This window comes from Tomitella biformata AHU 1821 (genome assembly GCF_000524475.1).
Lineage (GTDB): Bacteria > Actinomycetota > Actinomycetes > Mycobacteriales > Mycobacteriaceae > Tomitella > Tomitella biformata.
On sequence record NZ_BAVQ01000025.1, the window covers coordinates 56130 to 78468 of the forward strand.

Consider the following 22339-nt stretch of genomic DNA (forward strand, 5'->3'; position numbering starts at 1 on the left):
GGGATCGGGGGTGACGATGAGGCCAAAGAAGCGTGCCCTCCAAGCCTTTGAACTGACTTCTATATCCGATAGCTCCCGGCTTCAGCTGCCCGAAGTCCCGTCCGGCGCAGCCGCCGCCGACATTCTTTCCGCCATTGCTGAATGCGACCGTAATGAATCGTTCATCGCATACACAAGATATGCCCATGTGGCCCTGCTCCATGCTGATGTGAGCACCGTTCCACCGGATGCGGATAAGCGGCTTCTGGATGATTTCGCGATGACGACCGTGGAGCTCTCCGCGGTGCGACGCGCCACCAAGTCCGCGGCCACCGCGACTTTGGCAGAGGCCCTCGCGATGGAGTCCCGCATCCCGCTGATCGGGGAATGCCTGCGCGATGGCCACATCAGCCCCCGCCAGTTCCAGCGCCTCGTCACGTTCACCGATCTCATCGACCGCGAGGACTACGCGAGTCAGGTCGACGCCGCTATCGCGGCGGAGTTGCGCCTCGACGGCACCTGGTCCGATCCCCGGCTGCGCGACCTCGTCTACCGGGTCATCTCCCGGCATGATCCCGATGCGGTCCGCCGGCGCCACGAGGCCGCGAAGAGGGACCGCGGCTGCCATGCGTACCCGCTGGCGGACGGCATGGCCGAGCTCCGCATCACCGCCACTCCGGAGGACGTCGACTTGGCGATGGCCGCCGTCCGGGCCCTCGCCTTGACGGTTTGCGAGCATGATGGCCGCAGCGCCTGGGCTCGGCAATCTGATGCCGCGGTCAGCCGCCTGCAGGGTGTCCCCTTCGCATGCCAATGCGACCGGCCCGACTGCACCTCCGCTGCCAACGGTCTCGAACTCAGCGAGCAGCACGCGCGCATTGTGGTCCACGTGGTCTGCGGGTGCGAGACATTGGACGATGAGGGGCATCAGCGGGAGTCCGGACCTCAGCCCGGGCCCAGCGAACCCACGCCCGAAGACCCAGCGCCCGAAGATCCAGCGCCGACGGATGAGCCCAGTGGCGCGGACACTCCCGGCTTTTTGAATGGCCACGGCCTGATCTCCGCCGGGCATGTGCGCGATATCGCCGCCCGGCCTGATGCCGTCGTCCGATTCCTCAACAAGCCTGGCGAAGCGCTCGCGACCCACCTTCCTAGCGATCCGTACCGATTCTCCCGCGCGTTGGACACCTTCATCCGGGCCAGGGACGGCTACTGCGTCTTTCCCGGCTGCAATTGCCCCGCATGGGCAGGAGATCTCGACCATGTCGGCGAGTTCGACCATCGAAATCCCGCCCGGGGTGGCCAAACCAGCTCCCACAATGGCAACGCCAAATGTCGCTTCCACCACCTCGTGAAGACCTTTACCGACTGGCTGGACGACCAATACCTCGGCCCAGACGGTCGCACCCGTATCGAGTTCCGATCGCCGCGGGGACTGATCGTCGAGGGGCGTGGCCACACCAACGAGGTCCTGTTCCCAGGATTGCGGGACATCGAATTCCACTCCCCGGCCCCGCCACAGACCGCGAGGCCCAGCCCCGAGGACCGTGCCCCGCCGCGGCGCCGGCGCACGCGCATCGCCGACAAGCTCGCCCGGCGGCGCCACGAACGAAAATTGAACAGGCTGGACCGACTGTCCGGCGCGCACAAGCGCGCCCACCCGGCCACGGGCATCAGTCTCCCGACGGACCCGGACTTCTGATCCGACGCTGCCCCGTCGCCGAGTCATCCCAGCACCGCAGCCGCGGCCTGCCGGCCCTCTCGCACGGCCTCCAATGCGGTTCGCGGCGCCACACAGTCTCCCACCCGGTTCTGGCCAGCAGAGACCTCGAGGGGCAAGCCCGGCGTGCAGTCCACGACCACCGCGCAGCTCACCGTGGTCACCGCCTTGGTATGCCGATCCTCGATCACCGCAAACCCGCCCGTCACCGACCGCAGTTCCGCGTAGACGTGCCTGGTGATGCCGGCCCGCTGCAGTCGCACGTTGGCCCCCACCAGATCCCCCGCTCGCGCAAGGCCTACGCCGACAACGGGATCCGGAGTGACGATGGCGACTTCGCGGTCCTGGGCTTTGAGCCACTCGGCGACTGCCACGCCCTCTGGGCCACCGATGGGATCATTCACCAGCACGGGCCCCGAGGGCAACGGCGCACCGGCCAGCACCTCGGCCGCGGTCAGCACGCTGTCGCAGGGGAAGCCCACCGGCCGCGCGGTGCTTCCGGTCGCCCAGATCACGGGGCCGTCGAAGTTCTTGGCACGCTGGGCCGAGTCGAGAACTCCGAGTTCGATTCGCACGCCGAGGTCTCGGCACCGTGCCAGCAGCCAGTCCGGTAGCAGGGCCAGGCGCGGGCGGGAGGCCGCGGCGGTCAGCAGCATTCCACCGACTCGGTCCTGCCGCTCCAGAACCGTCACCTGAACCCCGCCCGCAGCCAGGACGCGCGCGGCTTCGAGGCCGGCGACACCGGCGCCGATCACGAGAACCTCCTGGGCCGCCGTGCCGACCACCGCCCGCACTCGGGGGTTGACGACACAGTCGACCAGCGGATTGCGCACGTCCCGCACCAGGCACGCCTGGTTGCACAGCAGGCACGGCCTGGGCGCCCGAGATCCGCTGCGCAGGACGGCGACAAGATCCGGCTCCGCGATCTGGGCCCGCGTCATCTCCACGAGGTCCGCGGTGCCGGCGGCCAGCGCGGCCGCCGCCATCGCGGGGTCGACAATGCTGCCCTGCAACACCACGGGGACGCCGTCCGCCGCGATCCGCAGCTGCCGGCAGAGGTCACGGTTGAATCCGGGCTCGGCGGCCATCCCGGGACGGTAGTCGTCCACGCTCATCAGGCCACCTCGCACGACGGTCAGCAGGTCGACCAGCGGCGCAACTAGACGGATGGTCTCGGCCGCCGAGGAGGGGGTGATCCCGCCCCAGGAGGCCATTTCGTCGCAGGTCAGGCGCAGCGCCAGGATCCCGCCGCCGAGCACGGCCCGCACCGCCCGCAGGACCGCCAGCAACGGGCCCGGGTCGGCGGGCGTGTTGGTCAGGTCCGAGAGGAATTGCCGCAGCAGTGATCTCGGGCCCACGTCGATCTCAACGCCGGCCATGCCGGAGTCGGCGGCCAGACGGGCGGCCGCCGCGAAACCACCTACCAGCGCCTCAACCTCGGCGGGCCCCATCACCATCGGCAACTCGCGGGTGGCGGGGTCGGGCACACTCGCCGGGCCCCACAGCACCGACTGGCTGTAGGCACTGGAGCCTTGGAGGCCGGTGTGGCCGAGGCCGGCCAACAGGATTGCGCCGTGCGGGCGGCAGGCCGCGACAATAGCCTGCCAACCCAGAAAACAGTCTGCGGCGAGCGGTGCGCGCTCATAGGGCCAGTCGCTGGGGTGGACCGACGCGACCTCGGTGACGATGACGCCCGCGCCGCCGCGTGCCCGAGCGGCGTAGTAGTCGACGTGGGCGGGTGAAAGGGCTCGGCCCACACAGAGATTGGTCTCGTGTGGGCCGAACATCACTCTTGATGGCGCCGTGTGACCGGCAATCGTGAAACTACCGGTCAGCACTGTTCTCAGGCGCCGAGGACGCGCTCGAAGCCGTCGGGGATAACCAGGTCGGCCGGGCTCAGGTCCGCGATCGTCGAGTGGCCCAGGCCCAGCACGGCGGAGTCGATGCCGCTGCGCAGGATGTCCAGCACGTTCTCGACGCCAGCCTGCCCGTTGGCCGCGAGGCCCCACAGGTAGCCGCGGCCGATCATGACGGCCTTCGCGCCGAGGGCCACGGCCTTGACGACGTCGGAGCCACGGCGGATGCCGCCGTCGAGGAGGACCTCGACGTCGTCGCCGACGGCCTTGGCGATCGAGGGCAGCGCGCGGATCGGCGCGGGGGTGCCGTCGAGGTTGTTGCCGCCGTGGTTGGACACGGAGATGGCGGAGCAACCGGCGTCGACGGCGCGCTTGGCGTCGTCGACGCGCATGACGCCCTTGAGCATGAACGGCCCGCCCCACTGCTCGCGCAGCCAGGCGACGTCCTCCCACGTGGGCAGCGGGGTGCCCATCCACTCGCCGTACGCGCCGAAGAACGTGGGCGCGGGCTGGCCGGGCTTGATCAGGTTCGGCGTGGTGAGGTCCGGGATTTTGCCGGCCTTGGCGAAGTCCAGAAGCCAGCCCGGCTTGGTGATCGCGCTCGGCGCGTTGTCCCACATCGCCTTGAGGCTCATCTTCTCGGGGATGGCGGGGCTGCCCCAGTCGCGGCCCATCGAGAAGGACCAGTCCAGGGTCATGATCAGGCCGGTGGCGCCGGCCGCGCGGGCCCGCTCCATGCGCTGGACGAGGGTGTCGCGGTCGCCCACCCAGTACATCTGGAAGAAGGTCTGCGGGTTCGCCGCGGCAACCTCCTCGATGGACTTCGACGCGAAGGAGCTCAGCCCCATCGCGACGCCGCGGGCGGCGGCGGCGCGGGCGACGGCCACCTCGCCGTCGGGGTGCACGGCCTGCACGCCGGTGGGCGAGATCAGGACCGGCATCGAGATGGGCTGGCCCATGACCTCGGTCGCGAGCTCGCGGTTGTCCTTCAGCCCCGCGACGTGCGGGGCGAACCCGAGCTCGCTGAAGGCCGCGACATTGTCATCGACCGTAAGGCCCTTTTCGGAACCGGCGACCAGCGCCATGTAGACCGGCTTGGGCAGGCGCTTCTTCGCACGCCGCTGTGCTTCGGCAACGGTTTCAAACCAGGCGTTCTTCGCCATCAGTGTCTTCTCAATCTCTGAACGGGTAGGGGCTATTCCGGGGTGAGGGTGTTACCGCATGCCCGCGAGGGGGTTCTCGTCGCACGCGCGTGACGGCGGCTGGGTGACCAGCACCGTCAACGGGATCGACGGGAGCGCCTTGCGGCGGTTGCCGGTGCGCGATTGATCGACGCTGGACTTGGGCAGCACGCCGTTGTCGCGGTCCGCCAGGAGCTGCTCGCCGTAGCCCTGCACGCACTCGGGGTCCGGGCCGTCCATGGGCAGGCCGGTGAAGAACTTAGCCGCCATGCAGCCGCCGCGGCAGGAGTCGAAGAAGTCGCACGACGCGCACGCGCCAGCGGACTGTGGCTCGCGCAGCTCCAGGAACAGATCCGAGGTCTGCCAGACCTGCTTGAAGCCGCCGTCGCGCAGCACGTTGCCAGCCAGGAACTCCTCGTGGATGGCGAACGGGCAGGCGTAGACGTCGCCGAGCGGGTCGATCAGGCATACGACGCGGCCCGCGCCACAGAGGTTGAGGCCGGGTAGCGCGCCGCCGCCGCTGGCCTCGCCGAACGCGCTCAAGTGGAAGAACGAGTCGCCGGTGAGGATGCCCTCGCCGTTCGCGACGAGCCAGTCGTAGAGCTCGCGCTGCTGCTCCTGCGTCGGGTGCAGGTCGTCCCACACGTCCGCGCCACGGCCAGAGGGACGCAGGCGGGTGATGCGCAGCGTGGCACCGTACTTGTCCGCGAGCGCCTTGAACTCGTCGAGCTGGCTCACGTTGTGGCGGGTGACGACGACGGAGATCTTCGCGTCCTTGAAGCCGGCGTCCTTGAGGTGCTGCAGTGCGCGGGTGGCCATGTCGAACGAGCCCTTGCCGCGCACCTCGTCGTTGACCTCGGCGGTGGCGCCGTCAATGGAGATCTGCACATCGACGTAATCCGACGCGGCGAGCCGCTCGGCGACCTTCTGGTCGATCTTGACGCCGTTGGTGGAGAACTTCACGCCCACCTGGTGATCGGTGGCGTAGTCGACGAGCTCCCAGAAGTCGGAGCGAACGGTCGGCTCGCCGCCGCCGATGTTGACGTAGAACACCTGCATGCGCTGCAGCTCGTCGATGACGGCCTTGCACTGCTCGGTGCTGAGCTCATCGGGGTTGCGCCGGCCCGAGGACGAGAGGCAGTGCACACAGGACAGGTTGCAGGCGTAGGTCAGCTCCCAGGTCAGACAGATGGGCGCGTCGAGGCCCTTCTCGAACTGGTCGACAAGACGACCGACGGGGGCCGGGCGCGAGAGTGTTGAGGTCATGGGGATTCTCCGAGGCTGCTAGGCGGGAACTGCTACGCGGCGGACTGGCCGGAACGCACGAGCATGTTGGACTGCACGAGGGTTTCCAGTGCGCGCAGATACATAGGCTCCGACGCTTCGTCGATGCCTGCCGCGTCGATCGCGGCTCGAATATTCGGATGGTCGGGCAGCGACTGCACGATCCCCACGATGGTCCGGTTCTTCAGGAACGAGAGCTTCCTGGTGCCAAAGTGGTAGAGCAGAGCGCCGAACGGCTCGGGGCGCAGCTCCACCTTGGGGTGCAGCCGCCACCCGGGCTCGAGCTCGAACCCGGGGGCGACGTCACTCATCTCAGTAAACCCCGCACATGCCGTCGATCGAGACCTCTTCGATCAGCGATTCTTCGACAATGCCGGTGTCCACGGCTACGGCCGGGGCTGCGGAACGATCAGACATCGGTACCTCCGTTTCGGGATATTCAGTGCCACATCCTCGGTGCGGTTGTGACATGAGTCATCACTGTAATGGCATTGAGTGCATAATCAAACAGGAAGGAGGCAAATCGGATGCCACGTGTCAAAAAGCCCGCCGTTCGGGTAGGTCGCCGCCCGTCCACCAGCGCCGCCGAGATCAGCGCGGTGGGCATCGACCTGTTCGCGGCGAAGGGGTTCGATCAGACGAGCGTCGACGAGATCGCCGAGGCGGCAAACATCGCGCGTCGCACCTTCTTCCGGTACTTCCCATCCAAGAACGCGGTGCCATGGGGCGACTTCGACGTGCACCTGGCGCAGATGCGCGCCGGCCTGGAGGCACTGCCGGCGGAGTTGACCATCGCCGAGGGCCTTCGGCGAGTCCTGTTGGAGTTCAACACCTTCCCCGACGAGGAGTCCGACACCCATCGGCAGCGGATGTCCCTGATCCTCGGCGCACCGTCACTGCAGGCGTACTCGATGCTCATGTACACCGGCTGGCGGCACGCGGTCGCCGTGTATGTCGCGTCGAAGCTGAAGTGCGGCCCGGCAGACCATCTGCCGCAGACGGTGGCGTGGATGCTACTGGGTGTCGCCCTCTCGGCCTATGAGCATTGGTTGTCCGACGACAGCCTCGACCTGCAAAGACTCCTCGCCGAGGGTGCGGATTCCCTGCAGTCGGGGCTCGGCGGGCTCGGGAGGTAGCTGCCTGTTCGGGCAGGTCCAGGACTCACCATTCGCCTGCCGATCTCGCCCCGACGGCGGGACCGGAAATGTGATCTGCGTCCTAGTGTTTGACGGGAGAAATCCCGCCGCACTAAGGACCTGCCATGACCGCGACGCTCGACCGGACCGCCACCACCATCCACAGCCACACCACCCATTGGCACCGCAACGGCATCCATGTCTGCCATGCGGCCTCGACCGGCGCGCGACGGTTTCGCGAGGACTGGGCCCGGGCACTGGAGCGGGTGGAGACCGCGCGGTTCCAGGCGTGCCGCACCCGCCATGGGCTATCGGTGCTGCACCGATTCGATGAGGACGAGCTGTCCAATGAGCTGGGCGAGCTGGTGGCGGCGGAGCTCGACGTGGCAGGCCTGATCCGCGGCCCCCGCGAGTTCGAGGCCGTCCTGCTGGGCCTCATCCACTCGATCCCGACCGCCGCGGCGCGGCCGTGGATACCGTTCTATCGCAACACTATTGCCGCACTCGAGTCCGGGCGGGCGTCGTTTGCCCCCGTGCACCAGCGCGCGGCCCGGCTCGTCAGCGGCGACGAGCTCCTAGACCTCGGCTCCTGCTTCGGCTTTTTCCCACTGCGCATGGCGGCTACCGGCCTGTCAGTCACCGCCGCGGACATCACCAGCGGGACCGTGGAGCTGCTCGGCGCGATGGCCACGCAGCTGGAGCGTCCGCTGCACACCCTGCACTGCGACGCGGCCGACGTGCCGCGGCCAGACCGGTCCTTCGACACCGTCACCTTGCTGCACCTGCTCGAGCACCTCCCGCCGCAGAAAGCGTGGACCGTGATCGCCGAGGCGCTGCGACTCGCGCGCCGACGCGTCATCATCGCGGTGCCCTTCGAGCCGCGCCCCCGCGCCTGCTTCGGCCACCTGCAGGCCTACGACGTCGAGCGGCTCCATGCCTTGGGTGCGCGAACGGGGCTGGACTACAACGTGTCCGAGCACCACGGGGGCTGGCTGGTGATCGATCAGCGCGGCTGACCCGCTCTAGGAACCCGACCCACTCCGGACACTCACTCATCGCAGCAGGCTGGAGCGCGGGGCCAGCGGACGCCGCCCGAGGTGGTCGGCGCTAGATCATCCCCCGCTTGCTGGCCGCATATACAGCCTCCGCACGACGGTTGACCTGCAATTTCCGCATGATATTGCTGACGTGGAACTTGGCCGTGGTCGCGGAGATGAACAGCGTCTCGCCAATCTTGATGTTGGACTGGCCCGCGGCGAGGAGCCGCAGCACCTCCATCTCCCGGTCGGTCAGCGTCTCACGCGGCTCGCTGCGGCCGCTGAGCGAGCGCACCACCACCGCGGCACTACGCGCGTCGAAGGCGCTCTCGCCCTGGGCCACCGCCCGAATCGCCCGCACCAGCTCGGTCGTGTCGACGTCCTTGACCACATAGCCACGCGCGCCGGCGTGCATGGCTTGGACCACGATCTCCTCCTCCAAGAAGGTCGTGAGCACCAGCAGCCCCACCTTCGGATGGTTCGCGGACAGATTGCCGCACAGGGCGAGGCCCTCCAGTTCGGAGCCGGCCGAGAGCTTCAGGTCCACGATGGCGACATCAGGCGCGGTGGCCGCCACGACCTCGCGGGCCTCCACCGCCGTCGCAGCCTCCCCCACCACCAGCAGGTCCTGCTCGCGGTCGAGCACAGCGCGCAAGCCCTGCCGCAGGATCGCGTGGTCGTCGATCAGCACCAGCCGCACCGGCTTCTGCTCGCTCATGTTGTGCCCTCCGTGTCAGTTTCTAGGGGTATGCGGGCCGCGACCCGAATCCCGCCGAGCCGGGCGCGGGCCACCTGCAGCGTCCCGCCTAACTCGCGAGCGCGCGCCTGCATGTTCGCCAGCCCCCGATGGTGGCCATCCAGGTCGCTCGCCTGCGAGACCCGGAGCATCGTCCGCAACGCGGACGGATCTCCCCGGCCGTCGTCCGACACGGCGAGCGTCACCGCGCCGACGCGGTAGCCCAGGCGCACAATCGCGCGGGTGGCGCCGGCGTGCATCGCGGTGTTGAACAGCGCCTCCCCCGCGATCCGCAGCAGCGCGTGCTCGATCGCCGCCGGCAGCTCCACCGGTGCGCCCTCAGCCCGGAACTCCACCCGGAGGTCTCCCGGCATGTGCGCGGTGCAGAGTTGGCGCAGCAGCTCCACGAGGTCCGCCTCGGACGGGTCGTCTTCGCGGCTGAGGGCGTAGATCGCCGAGCGCAGCTGCTCCACCGCGGAGCGGGTGAGGTTCTTGGCCAGGTCCAGCCGCTCGGCTCGCTCGCCCTCCGGGATCGCGCTGCGGCACACCTCGATCTGCATGCCCGCCGACAGGACACATTGGGTGACGCTGTCATGCAGCTCACGCGCGATGCGGTGCCGCTCGTCGTCCAAAATTTTGTGCTGGTGCGCCAGGCCCAGCTCCCGTTGCGTGGCAAGCAGTTCCGCGTTGCGCGCGGCTAGCTCCACGGCCTGCGCCGCGGCCGCCTGATAGGACGCCTCCGCCTGGTCCAGCAGCCGCTGGCTGCGCTGGAACAGCGCCGAGTTCTGCAGAGCCACCGCCGTCTGGCTGGCGAGGATCCGCATCACGGCGCCGTCGGTGGCGTCGAGCGGCCGGTGCGGCGGGGTCCACGCAGCGAACGCACCGACCACCCCGCCCTCCAGCTCGATAGGCACGTGGGCGTGATGAGCGTCGATGACGGGGGCGGAGTACGCCTCGAATTCCCCGCGCAGCACATCGTTGAGCCGATTCAGCACCATCGAGGGGGCGTCTGTGGGCGAGTGGCCGCCGACCAGGCCCTCGAAGGCGAACGCGTTGCCGTCCGCATCCAGGATCAGGTGCCGCGGCTGCGCCTCCGCCAGCGCGCCGTCGGCGAGCGCGAACAGCACCCAGTCCGCACTCAGATGCAGCCGCGCGGCCTCGGCCACCGCGCGCACCAGCGTCTCGGAGCCCTCGACCGTGCGCACGAGCGCCTTGGAGATCGCGTCGAGCGCCCCGACCACCCGCTCCAAACGCTCTGCGGCCCCGCGGTATTCGGGGTAGAAAGTGCCCTTGCCTGAGCGGACGCCGGTCAGGCGGTCCAGATCGGGCCGGGCCCCCGCCTCGTTCACATCGCCGCCCGGAACAAGGCCTCGATCTCGGCGGCGTCCGCCGCACGCGGGTTGGTGGACATGCACGCGTCCTGCAGAGCGCCCGCCGCCAGCCGCGGCACGTCGGCGTCCAGAACGCCGAGCGCGGCGAGCCCACTCGGGATGCCTACGTCCGCGCACAGTCGCTCGATGCGCCGGGCCACCGCCGCCGCGGCCTCCACCGGGGCCGCCGTCTGCTCGGGCAGGTCCATCGCGACCGCCACGGGCACAAAGGATTCCGGGTCCACAACCGCGTTGAAGCGGACGACATGCGGCAGCAGGACGCCGTTGACGACCCCGTGCGGCAGGTCGAGCATTCCGCCGACCTGGTGGCTCATCGCATGCGCGGCGCCGAGGATCGCATTGCTGAACGCCATGCCCGCCTCCAGCGCGGCCTGTGCCATCGCGGTCCGGTGGAGTATCGACGCGGGCTCCTCCATGGTGCGTAGCAGATTCCGCGTCACCAGCGCCACCGACCGCAGAGCATGGTGGTCGGTCAACTCGTTGTGCCCCAAGGACACAAAGGCCTCGATGCCGTGGGTCAACGCGTCTAGGCCGGTCGCGGCAGCCAACTCGGTCGGCATGGTGGTGAGCAGCCGCGGGTCGACCACCGTCACGTCCGGCACGAGCGAGCGGCCGATGATCGTGATCTTGGTACGGCGCGCGGTGTCGGTGACGACGCAGAACTGTGACACGTCTGCGCCGGATCCGGCGGTCGATGGGAGGACCACCAGCGGCGGGATCGGCAGGTCCGCGCGATCGATGCCCTCGTAGTCCAGGATGTCCCCGCCGTTCGCCGCCAGGATCGCGATGCCCTTCGCCGCGTCGATCACCGAGCCACCGCCGAGCGCGATAAGCACATCGCAGCCGTTCTCGCGATATGCCCGGTGCCCAGCCGCCACCTCATGGTCCTTCGGGTTCGGCGTGAGCCCGCTCCAGATGTGTGGGGCCAAGCCCTGCGAGCGCAGATGGCCCGCCAGCTCGTCTACCCAGGGGGTCGACAGCAATCCTGCGTCGGTCACCAGCAGCGGCCGACGCCCGCCGAGCCGGCCCACCGAGTAGGCAGCCTCGATCATCGAGTGCTCCCCGAACACGATCTCCGGCGCCTGGAACTTCAGCACCCGTCGCCTCGACGCGGGATCGCTGACCCGAGTGCCGGTCCCGAGCATCACCGCCGCGTGGTCCGTGTGCATCATCCGCCTCCCACCCGCTGTGAATCGAGCCGCTGTGAGCCAGATTACCCTCGCAAGCCCAGCGTAGGCAGCGGCGCATGCCCCGCCAACCGTCGTGTGGACGGGACGGGACCTGCCCGATCGGGCAGGCGCCTTCAGGACAGGGCGTGCCCCAGTTCCCCCGCCCGCGCCAGCAGCTGCTCGGGGTCGCGGGCGGAAACCACGCGGTCGCAGACATCGGCGTACTCGTCCATCGCGCAGGTGGCCTGCGCCCAGTATTTCCTGGGCTCCGGCGTGATCCACGCCAGCCGGTGGACGCGCCGTCGCAGGGCCGCGAGCTGGTCGGCCTTCGGCGGCAAACCGTTGCTGCGCCCGTCCCCCACGATCAGCACGGCCGTGCGCTTATTCAGAGCCCCGGCTTGGCTGGAGAGCATCTCGTCGAGCACGCGGCCGTAGTCGCTGCTGGCCTCGAGGTCGATTCGCTCGTCTGCGAGGACCCGGGCCAGGGCATCGTCCCCCCCGCCACGTAGCAGCACCTCGGTCACGTCCACCGGCCGGTCGGTGAATGCGAGCACCTGGCAGCGGTGCGCGCGCCGGTGCATGGCCTGGGCCAGACGCAGCGAGAACGCGGTGATCGGGCGGACAGACAGCGACACGTCGGCGAGGATCAGCAGCCGCACCCGGTCCGGCACCGGAGTGCGGGTGATGAGCCGGAACGGCACGCCCTCCGTCCGCAGGCTGGCCCGCACTGTCCGGCGCATGTCCAGCCCGCCGCGTCCATACTCACGTGGCCGGGGCCGCGGCGCGCCCCGCATCCGCCGCAAGATCTCGTGACACGCCAGCTCCACCTGCGCGTGCGGGTCTTGCTCAAGGGCTCCGCCCGCCAACTCTGGAGCCTCGGCCGCGAGCTCGCTACGCGCGGCCAGTGCCGCAACGAAAGACTCGATCGCCTCGGAGAGCCGCTGCAGCTGCGCCTCGGTCAGCGGGCCCAGGTCGTCGGCGTCGCCGCCGTACACCTGGCTGGCGTCGTACGCGTCGAGCCAGGCCAGGATCGATTCGGGATCGTCCCAGTTCAGAGTCCCGACGGCGACCGCGCCACTGCCATCGGACAGCGCACCGACGGTGGTCGTGGAGGCCCGATCCACCTCCACCGTGTACGTGACGCCGCGCCGGCCCTGGTCCGCCTCCGCGGAGACGGACAACTCGTGTTGCGCGCCGGTCAAGCTCACGTCGTCATCGTCGCGGTGGGGGTTGAAGCCGCCCTCGGCGTCGGGCAGGTCGAGCTCGTCGCCTACCTCCGCGAACCGCTCGTCATAACCGGCGTAGCGGCCGGCCGCCTCCGGATCCTCCTCGATCTCCAACCCCGTCGGCAGCCCCTCCGCATTGGGGGCCCACTGCGCGATCCGCTCGTCCCGGGGCGCGGCCGGGGGCGACGGGTTGAAGAGCGCATCGAAGGCCGCGTCGAAGCCGAGGTTCTCATGCGCGTACTTCACGCACGTCGCGCGCAGCGCCGAGCGCAGGGTCTCCCTCTCGCGGGCACCCAGCAGAGCCAGCACCCGGCGGATCTCGATCACCTCCGCGGGCGACGCGGCGACTCCGGCCCGGCGCAGTAGGCCGCCGAAAATCGCGGCGAGCACGTCGAGCAGTCGGGCCGGGCGGTCCACACGCAGACGGTCTGGGGCGGGCGCGGCCATCGCTAGCCCCTGCCCTTGCCGCGGCTGTTGAACACGCTCGCGGAGGTGTTCGCCGGCCGCTCGGCAACGCTGACCCGCTCCGGAACCGGCGAGGGGACAACAGGTTCCGACACCGTGTCGGCCAGCGCTGCGACCGCAAGGTCGACGTCGCTGGTGTATTTCAGCAGCGCCGCCATCAGGAACCGGTGCGTACGCGCAGCCAGTGCCGGGTCGTCGCCCTGGATGACGGCGGCAGCGCGGGCCGCGTCGATGACCTCGGAGATCGACGGGCTCTTGCGCAGCGGCAGCTGGCGGAGGCGCCGGGCCAGCTCCACGACGTCGCCGGCCAGCCCCGGCTCCACCTCGGGCGCGCGAGCCGTGACGATCTCCCGCTCCCGCTCGGCGCTCGGGTAGCCCAGGTGGAAGTGCAGGCAGCGGCGTTTGAGCGCGGGCGAGAGCTCACGGGTGTCGTTGGAGGTCAACAGGACCCACGGCATCGACCGCGCGGTGAACGTGCCGATCTCCGGGATGGTCACCTGCTTCTCGGCGAGCACCTCGAGCAGCAGCGCCTCCATCGACTCCTCGGTGCGGTCGACCTCGTCGACGAGCAGGACGACGGGATCCGGGGAGAGCACGGACTCCAGCAGCGGGCGCACGGACAGGAAAGCCTCGGAGTACAGGCCGAAGTCGCGGCCGGCGAGGTAGCGCGACGCCTCGTCGATGTCGGTGATGTGCGCCGTCGTCTCGGTGATGCGGTCGCGGAGCATCTGCACGTGCAGCAGCTGCTTGGCATAGTCCCACTCGTAGAGGGCGCGGTTGTCGTCGAGGCCCTCGTAGCACTGCAGGCGGACGAGCCGGCGGCCGCTGGCCTGCGCGAGGGCCTTCGCCAGCTCGGTCTTACCAACGCCGGCGGGCCCCTCCAGCAGCAGTGGCCGGTCGAGCGCGGTGGCGAGGTACACGACAGTGGCCAGGTCGTCGTCGGCGATGTAGTCGAGCTCGCGGAGCGCGGCCAACAACTCGTCAGCGTCAGCAAAAGTGCTGGTCATGACTGGAACTCCTCTGGGGTGTTCGGGGTGCGGGTGTGGCCGGGGCAGTCCTGGGAACCGCCCCGGCCACAGGGTTGGGCGGGATTTAGTACACGCCGTTGATGCAGTGGTCGACGACGGGGATGGTCGACTCGACCGTGACCTCGCGCGGGTTGCCGGGCGTGCACCAGTCGTCCTGGATGTGCTCGGAGATCCTGCGCACGGTGGCCGCGTCGCCGGGGATGGTCTCGCCGACGCCCGCGTACTTGCCCAGGTTCATCCGGTTCTTCTCGTACGTGTCGGTGCGCACCGAGCCGAAGTTCTTCGGGATGCCGACGTCCTCGGAGAGCCGGATCGCGGCCTCCACCGCGGCGTCGGCCGCCTGCACCGTCGTCATGTTGCGGGTGTCGACGCCCATGACCGACGCGATGCGGGCGAAGTGCTTATAGCGCGAGGGCAGGTTGTACTCCCACACCCGGGGCAGCGCGATCGCGTTGTTGAGGCCGTGGTGGCTGTCGAAGAACGCGCTCATGGCATGCGAGATGGAGTGGATGATGCCGAGGCCGCCGGAGTTGAAGGCCTGCGCCGCGATGTACTGCGCGTGCATCATGCCCTCGCGGGCCTTGAGGTTATGCGGCTCGAACACGGCCTCGCGCAGGTTCTTCGCCACCAGCTCCATCGAGTACAGGGCGTTGCCGAGCGAGGGCGCGAAGTCCAGGCGGGAGACGAACGGCTCGGAGCCGTGGGCCAGGACATCGAAGCCGCAGTACGCCGTGAAGTGCTGAGGGAGGGAGTAGTACAGCAGCGGGTCGTCGATAGCGAGGGTCGGGATGCAAGCGTCATCGAAGCCCACCCACTTGTGCGGGGTCTCCATGTCGGAGGTGTCGGTGATGACGTACGCCCAGGAGGTCTCCGAGCCGGTGCCGGCTGTGGTGGAGACCGCGATGTGCGGCGGGTTCTCCTTGTTGGTGGACTTGGAGAAGCCCTCGAACTCGTTGATGTTGCGGCCGTCGTGGGCGATCACGACGCGGGCGCCCTTCGCGGCGTCGTGGCTGGAGCCACCGCCGACGGAGATGATGCTGTCGCACTTCTCCTTCGTGTACATCGCGGCGGCTTCCATCGCGTTGTAGTCCTTGGGGTTGGACTCGACGCCGTCGTAGAGCACCACGTCCACGCCCTGGTGCTTGATCTTGCCGATGAGCTCCTCGATGATGCCGGAGCCGCGCAGGCCGGTGGTGATCAGCAGGGTGCGCTTGAAGCCGAGGTTCTTCGCCTCGACACCGACGATGTCGTGTGCGCCGACCCCCAGCAGGGCTCGGGGGAAGGGGTGGAACTCCTTGATCGGGAAGTCCCAAATCTGGTTCAGCTCGATTGCCATTGTGTGCTCCTCATGACCGGGATCGGGTGTTCGTCGACGTCGAGATCGACTGTGCGCCGCCCGTGACTCCGGTCACAAGGGATATCTGCCGGTACCGTCCGGTCGGGAGGACAAACCCGTCCACTTGGGCAGGGTCGCGGCCCTCTACTGGGGCTCCACGCGCTTCGAACGCGAAAATCCTCCACTCTCACTACCCGGATTGCCGATAATCGGCAATTGACGGTCTGAGAGTGGAGGATTTTCGCACTTACGGTGCTACCCGATCAGCTCCGCGGCCCGCTCGGCGAGCATCACGGCCGTCGCATGCGGGCCGCGGCTGGGGATGCGTGGGAACACGGACGTGTCCGCAATCCACAGGCTGTCGACCTCGAGGGACTTGAGCCGCTCATCCACCACGTTCCCCATCGCGCAGCTGCCGGACAGGTGCTGCGAGGTGCCCAGCACCGGCTCGAGCGGGGTGCCGATGCCAGAGGTGCGGATGAGCTCCTGCGCGAGCGCGACGCCATGTGCCGCGATCGCCTTATCGGCCGGGTCCTGCAGGTAGCCGTGCTTGATGTGGACCCCGCCGTCTGCGTCAACAGTGACCTGGCCGCGGCTGCGCGGGCTCATCAGAGCGACGCCGACATGCGGGGGCATCGGCGGGTTGCCGGGCACCGCGTCCCCGAACGAGGCGGTATACGGCCGGAGCTCCAAGTCCTCGCCGAGGTTCAGGGTGGCCTCTAACAGCGGGTGGCCACGTGCTGCGGGCTGGCTGGGGACATACGGCACCGCGACCTCGGGATGATCGGAGAAGGTCTGCCCGGCGGTCAGATTCGACCGGAGCATGATCAGCGCGCTGCCGATCCCGCCGGCGCACAGGATGATCTTGTCCGCGTTGATGACAGCGCCGTCTGCGGTCTCCACCCCGGCGACGGCGCCTGCGCGGATGACGAGCCGGCGGATCGTCGTGTTCGTCCGGACCTCCAAGTTCGGTCGCCCTTCCAGGTAGCAGGTTGCGGTGTCGATGCGATGGCCCAACTCGTCCATGTTCAGCGGGACCGGGCCGATGCCGCCTGCGGTGAGCCCGCCGTTCTTGTCGGCCTCCCACGGCAGGCCCGCATCCAGCGCCGCCTGGGCGAAGGCCTCGCTCAAGGGGTGCCAGCGCTCGCGGGGCACTCGGCGAATCGGCATGGGGCCCGTGCCGCCATGGCCGGGGCCGCCGAAGTCGTGATCATGCTCGAGGCGGCGATAGAACGGCAGGACCTGCTCATACGTCCACAGACCGCTCCCCCAGTCCGCAAAATCCGTCGGGGCGCCGCGCATGAAGTAGCCGCCGTTGACCGCGCCGGATCCGCCCACTCCCCGGCCGCGCACCAGGGTCGTGGTGACCGTGTCCGAGAGCTGCGCGTCGTACATGGTCGTCCGGTAGCTACCGGGACCGATGGGCAAGGTGTCGAGGCGCTCGGGGATCGCCGCGCCCGGACCGGACTCCACTAGGAGGACCCGGCGCGTGGGGTCCGCGCTCAGCCGTGCGGCGAGCACCGCCCCGCACGAGCCGCCGCCCACGATGAGTAGATCCATGCCGCCAGTGTGGCAGGCGCCGGGGCTATGCTGAATCACGCAGCTGGTTCGCGCGGCGGTTCCATGAGGGGCCCCGAAGGATTGCGTCGCGCGTCGCAAGAGGGAATCCGGTAAGAAGCCGGGACTGCCCCGCAGCGGTGAGTGGGCCCCAAAGTCGTTCGCCAGCCCACAAGTCCGAATACCTGCCATCTGTGCCGGGCGCGACCGTGCCCGGCCCGGCTCACCTCTGCGAGGGGGGCTCCGCGCAATCCCGGGGCCCACGGCGGTGATCCATCCGATGTCGGGATTTGGAGACCATCATGACCGAGAATTTTGCCACCACCGTTCTGGGCGCTGCCCGGATTGGCCCGGGCCGCGAGCTGAAGAGGGCCGTGGAATCGTATTGGGCCGGGCGCATCGACGCCGACGCGCTGCACACAGTCGGCTTCGAGCTTCGCCGGGACGGCCTCGCCGCATTGGCCGCGGCGGGCCTGGACTCGGTGCCCGTCGGCACCTTCTCGTATTACGACCACATGCTCGACATGTCCGTCCTGCTCGGCGCGCTGCCGGCGCGGGTCGCGGGCATCGAGGATGAGCTCGACCGCTACTTCGCGGCCGCCCGCGGCAACGACACAGTGCAGCCGCTGGAGATGACCAAGTGGTTCGACACCAATTACCACTACCTGGTCCCGGAACTCTCCGCCTCGACCGAGTTCGCCCTCAACCCCGCCAAGATCCTGGGCGAGCTCGAAGATGCCCTGGCGCAAGGTATCCCGGCCCGCCCCGTGGTGATCGGACCCATCACGTACCTGCTGCTGTCCAAGGCGCTCGACGGCTCCAATCTGCTGGATCGCCTCGACGACCTGCTGCCGCTCTACGTCTCGTTGCTGGGCCAGTTGCGGGCCGCGGGCGCGCAGTGGGTCCAGATCGACGAGCCCGCGCTCGTCAAGGACCTCGACGCGGACCAGATCGCCACCGTCTCCCGCGTGTACGAGACCCTGTCGTCGGCGGTAGATCGTCCGGCCATCCTGGTCGCCTCGTACTTCGGGCGCTTGGGCGAGGCGCTGCCCGCGCTGGCTGCCACCGAGATTGAGGGCGTCGCCCTGGACCTCGTCGCCGGAGCCGTTCCCGCCGTCCCCCTCAACGGCAAGCTTCTGGTCGCCGGCGTGGTGGACGGGCGCAACATCTGGCGCACGGACCTCGACAACGCGCTCACCACTCTGCGCTCGCTGGCTGGCCCCGTCGCCGTGTCCACCTCATGCTCGCTCCTGCACGTGCCATACACCCTGGCCGCGGAGACCGGGATCGACGATGCGCTGCGCGGGTGGCTGGCATTCGGCGCGGAGAAGCTCAGCGAGGTCGCACTGCTATCCCACGCGGTGGCCGAGGGTGTCGACTCCGTCGCCCGGCCCCTGGCCGCCGCCCGGGCTGCCCTCGCCACCCGCGCCACCGATCCGCGACTGAACAATCCCGCGGTGCGCGCACGATTGGCGGGCCTGACCGATTCCGATGCCCGACGCGGCGATGATCGCGCCGCCGCCCAGGCCGAGGCGATCGCCCTGCCGGTGCTGCCGATGACGACCATCGGGTCCTTCCCCCAGACCGCGCAGATCCGCGTGGCCCGCGCCGAGCTGCGCAAGGGCCTCATCGACGAGGCGGAGTACACCTCGCGGATGAAGCGCGAGATTGCCGACGTCATCGATCTGCAGGAGAACCTCGGCATCGATGTGCTGGTGCACGGCGAGCCCGAGCGCAATGACATGGTGCAGTACTTCGCCGAGCAGCTCGACGGCTTCTTCGCCACGCAGAGCGGCTGGGTGCAGTCCTATGGCTCGCGCTGCGTGCGCCCGCCGGTGCTGTTCGGCGACGTCAGCCGGCCCGCGCCGATGACCGTCGACTGGGCCCACTACGCGCAGAATCTGACCACGAAACCGGTCAAGGGCATGCTCACGGGACCGGTCACCATTCTGGCCTGGGCGTTCGTGCGCGACGATCAGCCGCTGGCCGAGACCGCCGACCAGGTTGCCCTGGCCATCCGCGACGAGACCGTCGACTTGGAGGCCGCCGGCATCAAGGTAATCCAGGTCGATGAGCCCGCGCTGCGCGAGCTCCTCCCCCTCCGCAATGCCGATAAGCAGCCCTATCTCGACTGGGCTGTGCGGGCGTTCCGGATCTCCACCTCGGGTGTCGCGGATGTGACCTCGGTCCACACACACCTGTGCTACTCGGAGTTTGGCGAGGTGATCGACGCAATTGTCGCCCTCGACGCCGACGTGACCTCGATCGAGGCGGCGCGCTCGCACATGGAGGTCCTCCGCGATCTCAACGAGGTGGGCTTCCATCTGGGCGTCGGCCCCGGCGTGTATGACATCCACTCGCCGCGCGTGCCCTCCGTCGTGGAAATCGAGCGGCTCCTCCGCGAGGCGCTCGATGCCGTGCCAGCCTCCCGGTTGTGGGTGAACCCGGACTGCGGGCTCAAGACCCGCGGCACCACCGAGGTCGAGGAGTCGCTCCGCAATATGGTCGAGGCGACGCTAATGGTCCGCGCTCGGCTCTAGAGCAATCCGCCCCGGCGCGCGGCCACCACGGCCTCGATGCGGTTATTGACGTCCAGCTTGCGCATGGCGGTCCGCAGGTAGCTCTTCACCGTCTCCGCGCCGACGCCCATCTGCTCCCCGATCACCGCGTTGGTCCGCCCCACCGCAACGTGCATGAGGACCTCGGTCTCACGCGGGCTCAGCGGCGACCTGGTGAGGATCTCGATCTGGTCCGGTGTGGGCAGCCCCTTTAGGAGCCTGAGCAGTTGGCCCTGGATCTGCTCATCGTCGACTCGTCCCGCCAGTTCGAAGAGCTGCTCGCGGACCGCGGCCGCGTCGAGCCCCGCTTTCGGGAAGGCCTCGACGGCGGGGCTCTGCGCCTCGAATGCGTCACGCACCGCGAGGTCCTGCTCCAGCACACGCCCGGCGGTGATCACGGAGTCAACCACGCGATCTCCCACGCTGACGTTGGTGCGCAACGCCCCATAGAGCACCGCCCGCACGGATCGGCCGACCACCACCGGAACGCCGACCATCGTGCGGATGCCCTCACCGACGACAGCCTCGTCGTAGTCGTGGGTGATGGCCTCGGCCCGGGCATAGTCGTTGACGATCACCGGCCTGCGCAGCGCCATCGCCTTGCCGCCCAACCCGGACCCCGACTCGACGCGTAGTCCGCGCATTGTGCCGCTCTGCGCGCCGATAAACTCGGTGATCTGCAGCCTGTCAGTGCCGGTCAACGCGCCGCCGAACAACATCGGCAGGCCGGACTCCAGGCGCAAACGGGCCAGAGCGTCACGGATTGCCGCGCGGTCTTCGTTTGTCACCCCTGCTCCTCTTGTCCTTGGCCATATCCTGCGCTCATCTTAGACTCGCAGGCCGGGAGAACTGCGTGGGCAGAGTATCGCGGTCGGTATAGTTCCAGGACATGGCCACTGTCCCCCTCCCCGCCGACCCCATCGCCGAAGCCCATCGGCAGTGGGGCGCACACGGCTGGGGTGATGTGGCCGATGGCATGGCCGCGGTGACTTCGGTGATGCGTGCCCACCAGATCATGCTCAGCCGGGTGGAGCGGGTCCTCAAACCGCACGGCCTGACCTTCGCCCGGTACGAGATGTTGATGCTGCTGCTGTTCACTCGCAGCGGCGCACTGCCGATGGCCAAGGCCAGTGCCCGCCTGCAGGTGCATCCGACGAGCGTGACCAATGTCGTGGACAGGCTCGAGGCCGTCGGGCTGGTGCAGCGGCAGGCGCACCCGAGCGATCGCCGCACCACACTGGTCGAGATCACCGACGCCGGCCGGGAATTGGCGATGGCCACCACCGCCGAGCTCAATACCGTCGTGTTCGGCCAGCCGGGTATCGACCAGGAGGCCGTGACGTCGCTGGTCGATGTGCTCACAGACCTGCGCCGCGACGCCGGAGATTTCGTCGCCCCCGACTCATAGTCGGCGCATAATCGGGTGATGGAGCCCCAGCTGATGTTTGTCCGGGCCACGTCCTCCGTCCCCGGCATCTCGGCCATCTATGGCTACGAGAGCACGGGCCAGCCGGTGGGCGTGCACCAGGGCGTGCCATCGGGCAGCCTCACGGTGGTCATCAGCCTCGACGACCCCATTGAGATGGCGGACGACGCAGAGAGTTGGCAGCGGGGTCGGACCCGCGCACACGACGCCTTGGTGTCTGGGCTGCACACCCGGCCCGCTTACATCCGGCAACCGGTGAGCGAGCGCGGTATCCAGCTCGCCGTGCATCCGCTCGCTGCCCGCCGATTGTTTGGCATGCCCACGGCCGAGCTGGCGCAACGCACGTGGGAGGCGGAGTCTGTGCTCGGCCCCGACGCCCGCCAACTCCGTCAGCGCCTACACGAGATCGACTCGTGGCCAGCTAGATTGGCTGCCGTCGAGGAATACTTCACGACTCGGGCGGGGCTCCCCTCCACAGTCCGGCGGGAGGTCACCGGCGCCTGGTCATGCTTGGCGAGCGCAGGCGGCGCGAGGTCAGTCGCCGAGCTCGCCGACGAAGTCGGGGTGAGCGAGCGCCAACTATCTAAGCTGATGACCCAGGAGCTTGGCGTCGGCCCCAAAATGCTCGCCCGGCTGCTGCGCTTCGACCACGCGCTCGGGCGCATCGGGGCCCAGGTCCGAGCGGGGACCACACCGAACTTGGCAGAAATAGCCGTCCGCTGCGGATTCTATGATCAGTCCCACCTGGCGCGTGATTTCCACCTGTTCACAGACCGTGCACCCAGTCGCTTCGTTGCCGATGAGTTCCGAAATATCCAAGCCGGCGGACATCAACCTCCGACAGGATTGACGTCATGAACACACCAGCACCGACGGTATGGCCGACTTTGCAAGCACGCGACGCGCGGGCGCTGATCGATTGGCTCGTCGGCACCCTCGGGTTCGAGGAGACCGCGGCCTATACGGAGGACGGCAAGATAGCCCACGCACAGCTCGATTGGCCCGAGGGCGGCGGCATCATGCTTGGCGACCACAAACCGGATGGCGAGTGGAGCCTGCCACCGGGGACTTTCGGCGCATATGTGGTGACCGAGCACGTGGATGCGCTCTACGAGCGGGCCAAGGCCGCCGGCGCGACGATCATCCGCCACGTCGCGGACCAGGACTACGGCAACCGCGAATTCGCCGTGGCGGACCCCGAGGGCAATCAGTGGAGCTTCGGCCCCTATCGCGGGGAGCCTCGGAGGTCCTGAG

Annotated in this window: 20 protein-coding genes and 1 riboswitch; of the genes, 7 read left to right on the forward strand and 13 right to left on the reverse strand. The window is 68.8% G+C overall.

Annotation, left to right across the window (positions count from 1 at the left end):
- Positions 1-259: 259 nt before the first annotated feature.
- Positions 260-1681: a DUF222 domain-containing protein gene (locus TBIF_RS10375; RefSeq protein WP_158506335.1), complete on the forward strand. Its 1422-nt coding sequence runs from the start codon at positions 260-262 to the stop codon at positions 1679-1681.
- A 23-nt stretch (positions 1682-1704) separates the two neighbouring features.
- On the opposite strand, the gene TBIF_RS10380 is transcribed toward TBIF_RS10375, so the two are convergent.
- The 5 genes from TBIF_RS10380 to mftA are packed head-to-tail and all read right to left on the reverse strand — an operon-like array spanning position 1705 to position 6437.
- Positions 1705-3546 (reverse strand): mycofactocin system FadH/OYE family oxidoreductase 1, encoded by a 1842-nt coding sequence (locus TBIF_RS10380; protein ID WP_024794743.1) that lies wholly within the window; start codon positions 3544-3546, stop codon positions 1705-1707.
- The gene (gene mftD / locus TBIF_RS10385; RefSeq protein WP_024794744.1) at positions 3543-4718 is read right to left on the reverse strand and encodes a pre-mycofactocin synthase MftD; all 1176 of its coding nucleotides are present in this window, start codon (positions 4716-4718) and stop codon (positions 3543-3545) included. Before mftD ends, TBIF_RS10380 begins: the two co-directional genes overlap by 4 nt.
- 51 nt (positions 4719-4769) lie before the next feature.
- On the reverse strand, positions 4770-6002 hold the full coding sequence (gene mftC, locus TBIF_RS10390; protein ID WP_024794745.1) for a mycofactocin radical SAM maturase: 1233 nt from the start codon (positions 6000-6002) through the stop codon (positions 4770-4772).
- A gap of 32 nt (positions 6003-6034) precedes the next feature.
- The gene (gene mftB, locus TBIF_RS10395) at positions 6035-6331 is read right to left on the reverse strand and encodes a mycofactocin biosynthesis chaperone MftB (RefSeq protein ID WP_024794746.1); all 297 of its coding nucleotides are present in this window, start codon (positions 6329-6331) and stop codon (positions 6035-6037) included.
- A gap of 1 nt (position 6332) precedes the next feature.
- Positions 6333-6437 (reverse strand): mycofactocin precursor MftA, encoded by a 105-nt coding sequence (mftA, locus tag TBIF_RS24925; RefSeq protein WP_038170680.1) that lies wholly within the window; start codon positions 6435-6437, stop codon positions 6333-6335.
- Between the two features lie 110 nt (positions 6438-6547).
- On the opposite strand from mftA, the gene mftR reads away from it, so the two are divergent.
- Both mftR and mftM read left to right on the forward strand, forming a co-directional pair.
- Complete coding sequence (mftR, locus tag TBIF_RS10405) at positions 6548-7156, forward strand: mycofactocin system transcriptional regulator MftR (protein ID WP_024794747.1); 609 nt, start codon at positions 6548-6550, stop codon at positions 7154-7156.
- A 125-nt stretch (positions 7157-7281) separates the two neighbouring features.
- The gene (gene mftM / locus TBIF_RS23400) at positions 7282-8172 is read left to right on the forward strand and encodes a mycofactocin oligosaccharide methyltransferase MftM (protein ID WP_024794748.1); all 891 of its coding nucleotides are present in this window, start codon (positions 7282-7284) and stop codon (positions 8170-8172) included.
- Between the two features lie 91 nt (positions 8173-8263).
- On the opposite strand, the gene TBIF_RS10415 is transcribed toward mftM, so the two are convergent.
- The 7 genes from TBIF_RS10415 to mftG all read right to left on the reverse strand — a co-directional run bounded on the left by TBIF_RS10415 (position 8264) and on the right by mftG (position 17104).
- Positions 8264-8911, reverse strand: a complete 648-nt coding sequence (locus TBIF_RS10415) for a MadR family response regulator transcription factor (RefSeq protein ID WP_024794749.1) — start codon at positions 8909-8911, stop codon at positions 8264-8266.
- Positions 8908-10278, reverse strand: a complete 1371-nt coding sequence (locus tag TBIF_RS10420) for a MadS family sensor histidine kinase (protein WP_024794750.1) — start codon at positions 10276-10278, stop codon at positions 8908-8910. Before TBIF_RS10420 ends, TBIF_RS10415 begins: the two co-directional genes overlap by 4 nt.
- Positions 10275-11465 (reverse strand): iron-containing alcohol dehydrogenase, encoded by a 1191-nt coding sequence (locus TBIF_RS10425; RefSeq protein ID WP_038170706.1) that lies wholly within the window; start codon positions 11463-11465, stop codon positions 10275-10277. The genes TBIF_RS10420 and TBIF_RS10425 overlap by 4 nt, the downstream gene beginning before the upstream one ends.
- 158 nt (positions 11466-11623) lie before the next feature.
- Positions 11624-13162: a MadC family VWA domain-containing protein gene (gene madC, locus TBIF_RS10430; protein WP_024794752.1), complete on the reverse strand. Its 1539-nt coding sequence runs from the start codon at positions 13160-13162 to the stop codon at positions 11624-11626.
- 2 nt (positions 13163-13164) lie between these two features.
- Positions 13165-14187 carry a MadB family AAA-type ATPase gene (locus tag TBIF_RS10435; RefSeq protein WP_024794753.1) on the reverse strand — a complete coding sequence of 341 codons (1023 nt, stop codon included), beginning with the start codon at positions 14185-14187 and terminating at the stop codon, positions 13165-13167.
- Between the two features lie 85 nt (positions 14188-14272).
- The gene (gene mdo / locus TBIF_RS10440) at positions 14273-15544 is read right to left on the reverse strand and encodes an NDMA-dependent methanol dehydrogenase (protein WP_024794754.1); all 1272 of its coding nucleotides are present in this window, start codon (positions 15542-15544) and stop codon (positions 14273-14275) included.
- 255 nt (positions 15545-15799) lie between these two features.
- Entirely contained in the window at positions 15800-17104 is a 1305-nt protein-coding gene (mftG, locus tag TBIF_RS10445; RefSeq protein ID WP_038170683.1) for a mycofactocin dehydrogenase MftG, read from the reverse strand.
- Between the two features lie 60 nt (positions 17105-17164).
- A riboswitch (cobalamin riboswitch) is annotated at positions 17165-17308 on the forward strand.
- 95 nt (positions 17309-17403) lie between these two features.
- Here mftG and metE point away from each other — a divergent pair.
- On the forward strand, positions 17404-19641 hold the full coding sequence (gene metE, locus TBIF_RS10450; RefSeq protein WP_024794756.1) for a 5-methyltetrahydropteroyltriglutamate--homocysteine S-methyltransferase: 2238 nt from the start codon (positions 17404-17406) through the stop codon (positions 19639-19641).
- On the opposite strand, the gene TBIF_RS10455 is transcribed toward metE, so the two are convergent.
- Positions 19638-20447 carry a LuxR C-terminal-related transcriptional regulator gene (locus tag TBIF_RS10455; protein WP_051461475.1) on the reverse strand — a complete coding sequence of 270 codons (810 nt, stop codon included), beginning with the start codon at positions 20445-20447 and terminating at the stop codon, positions 19638-19640. The genes metE and TBIF_RS10455 overlap by 4 nt on opposite strands.
- 101 nt (positions 20448-20548) lie before the next feature.
- On the opposite strand from TBIF_RS10455, the gene TBIF_RS23405 reads away from it, so the two are divergent.
- The 3 genes from TBIF_RS23405 to TBIF_RS10470 are packed head-to-tail and all read left to right on the forward strand — an operon-like array spanning position 20549 to position 22338.
- Complete coding sequence (locus tag TBIF_RS23405) at positions 20549-21067, forward strand: MarR family winged helix-turn-helix transcriptional regulator (RefSeq protein ID WP_038170687.1); 519 nt, start codon at positions 20549-20551, stop codon at positions 21065-21067.
- Positions 21068-21085: 18 nt separating this feature from the next.
- Positions 21086-21943: an AraC family transcriptional regulator gene (locus tag TBIF_RS23410; RefSeq protein WP_038170688.1), complete on the forward strand. Its 858-nt coding sequence runs from the start codon at positions 21086-21088 to the stop codon at positions 21941-21943.
- Positions 21940-22338 carry a VOC family protein gene (locus TBIF_RS10470; RefSeq protein ID WP_024794758.1) on the forward strand — a complete coding sequence of 133 codons (399 nt, stop codon included), beginning with the start codon at positions 21940-21942 and terminating at the stop codon, positions 22336-22338. Before TBIF_RS23410 ends, TBIF_RS10470 begins: the two co-directional genes overlap by 4 nt.
- Position 22339: the final 1 nt, after the last annotated feature.

What these genes read in the sequence shown, in the direction of transcription:
- mdo (WP_024794754.1), bottom strand. Translation starts at nt 15,544, where the DNA reads ATGGCAATCGAGCTGAACCAGATTTGGGACTTCCCGATCAAGGAGTTC.
- TBIF_RS10415 (WP_024794749.1), bottom strand. Translation starts at nt 8,911, where the DNA reads ATGAGCGAGCAGAAGCCGGTGCGGCTGGTGCTGATCGACGACCACGCG.
- madC (WP_024794752.1), bottom strand. Translation starts at nt 13,162, where the DNA reads ATGGCCGCGCCCGCCCCAGACCGTCTGCGTGTGGACCGCCCGGCCCGA.
- TBIF_RS10375 (WP_158506335.1), top strand. Translation starts at nt 260, where the DNA reads ATGACGACCGTGGAGCTCTCCGCGGTGCGACGCGCCACCAAGTCCGCG.
- mftG (WP_038170683.1), bottom strand. Translation starts at nt 17,104, where the DNA reads ATGGATCTACTCATCGTGGGCGGCGGCTCGTGCGGGGCGGTGCTCGCC.
- mftB (WP_024794746.1), bottom strand. Translation starts at nt 6,331, where the DNA reads ATGAGTGACGTCGCCCCCGGGTTCGAGCTCGAGCCCGGGTGGCGGCTG.
- metE (WP_024794756.1), top strand. Translation starts at nt 17,404, where the DNA reads ATGACCGAGAATTTTGCCACCACCGTTCTGGGCGCTGCCCGGATTGGC.
- TBIF_RS23405 (WP_038170687.1), top strand. Translation starts at nt 20,549, where the DNA reads ATGGCCACTGTCCCCCTCCCCGCCGACCCCATCGCCGAAGCCCATCGG.
- TBIF_RS23410 (WP_038170688.1), top strand. Translation starts at nt 21,086, where the DNA reads ATGGAGCCCCAGCTGATGTTTGTCCGGGCCACGTCCTCCGTCCCCGGC.
- mftA (WP_038170680.1), bottom strand. Translation starts at nt 6,437, where the DNA reads ATGTCTGATCGTTCCGCAGCCCCGGCCGTAGCCGTGGACACCGGCATT.
- TBIF_RS10470 (WP_024794758.1), top strand. Translation starts at nt 21,940, where the DNA reads ATGAACACACCAGCACCGACGGTATGGCCGACTTTGCAAGCACGCGAC.
- mftD (WP_024794744.1), bottom strand. Translation starts at nt 4,718, where the DNA reads ATGGCGAAGAACGCCTGGTTTGAAACCGTTGCCGAAGCACAGCGGCGT.
- TBIF_RS10425 (WP_038170706.1), bottom strand. Translation starts at nt 11,465, where the DNA reads ATGCTCGGGACCGGCACTCGGGTCAGCGATCCCGCGTCGAGGCGACGG.
- mftC (WP_024794745.1), bottom strand. Translation starts at nt 6,002, where the DNA reads ATGACCTCAACACTCTCGCGCCCGGCCCCCGTCGGTCGTCTTGTCGAC.
- mftR (WP_024794747.1), top strand. Translation starts at nt 6,548, where the DNA reads ATGCCACGTGTCAAAAAGCCCGCCGTTCGGGTAGGTCGCCGCCCGTCC.
- mftM (WP_024794748.1), top strand. Translation starts at nt 7,282, where the DNA reads ATGACCGCGACGCTCGACCGGACCGCCACCACCATCCACAGCCACACC.
- TBIF_RS10435 (WP_024794753.1), bottom strand. Translation starts at nt 14,187, where the DNA reads ATGACCAGCACTTTTGCTGACGCTGACGAGTTGTTGGCCGCGCTCCGC.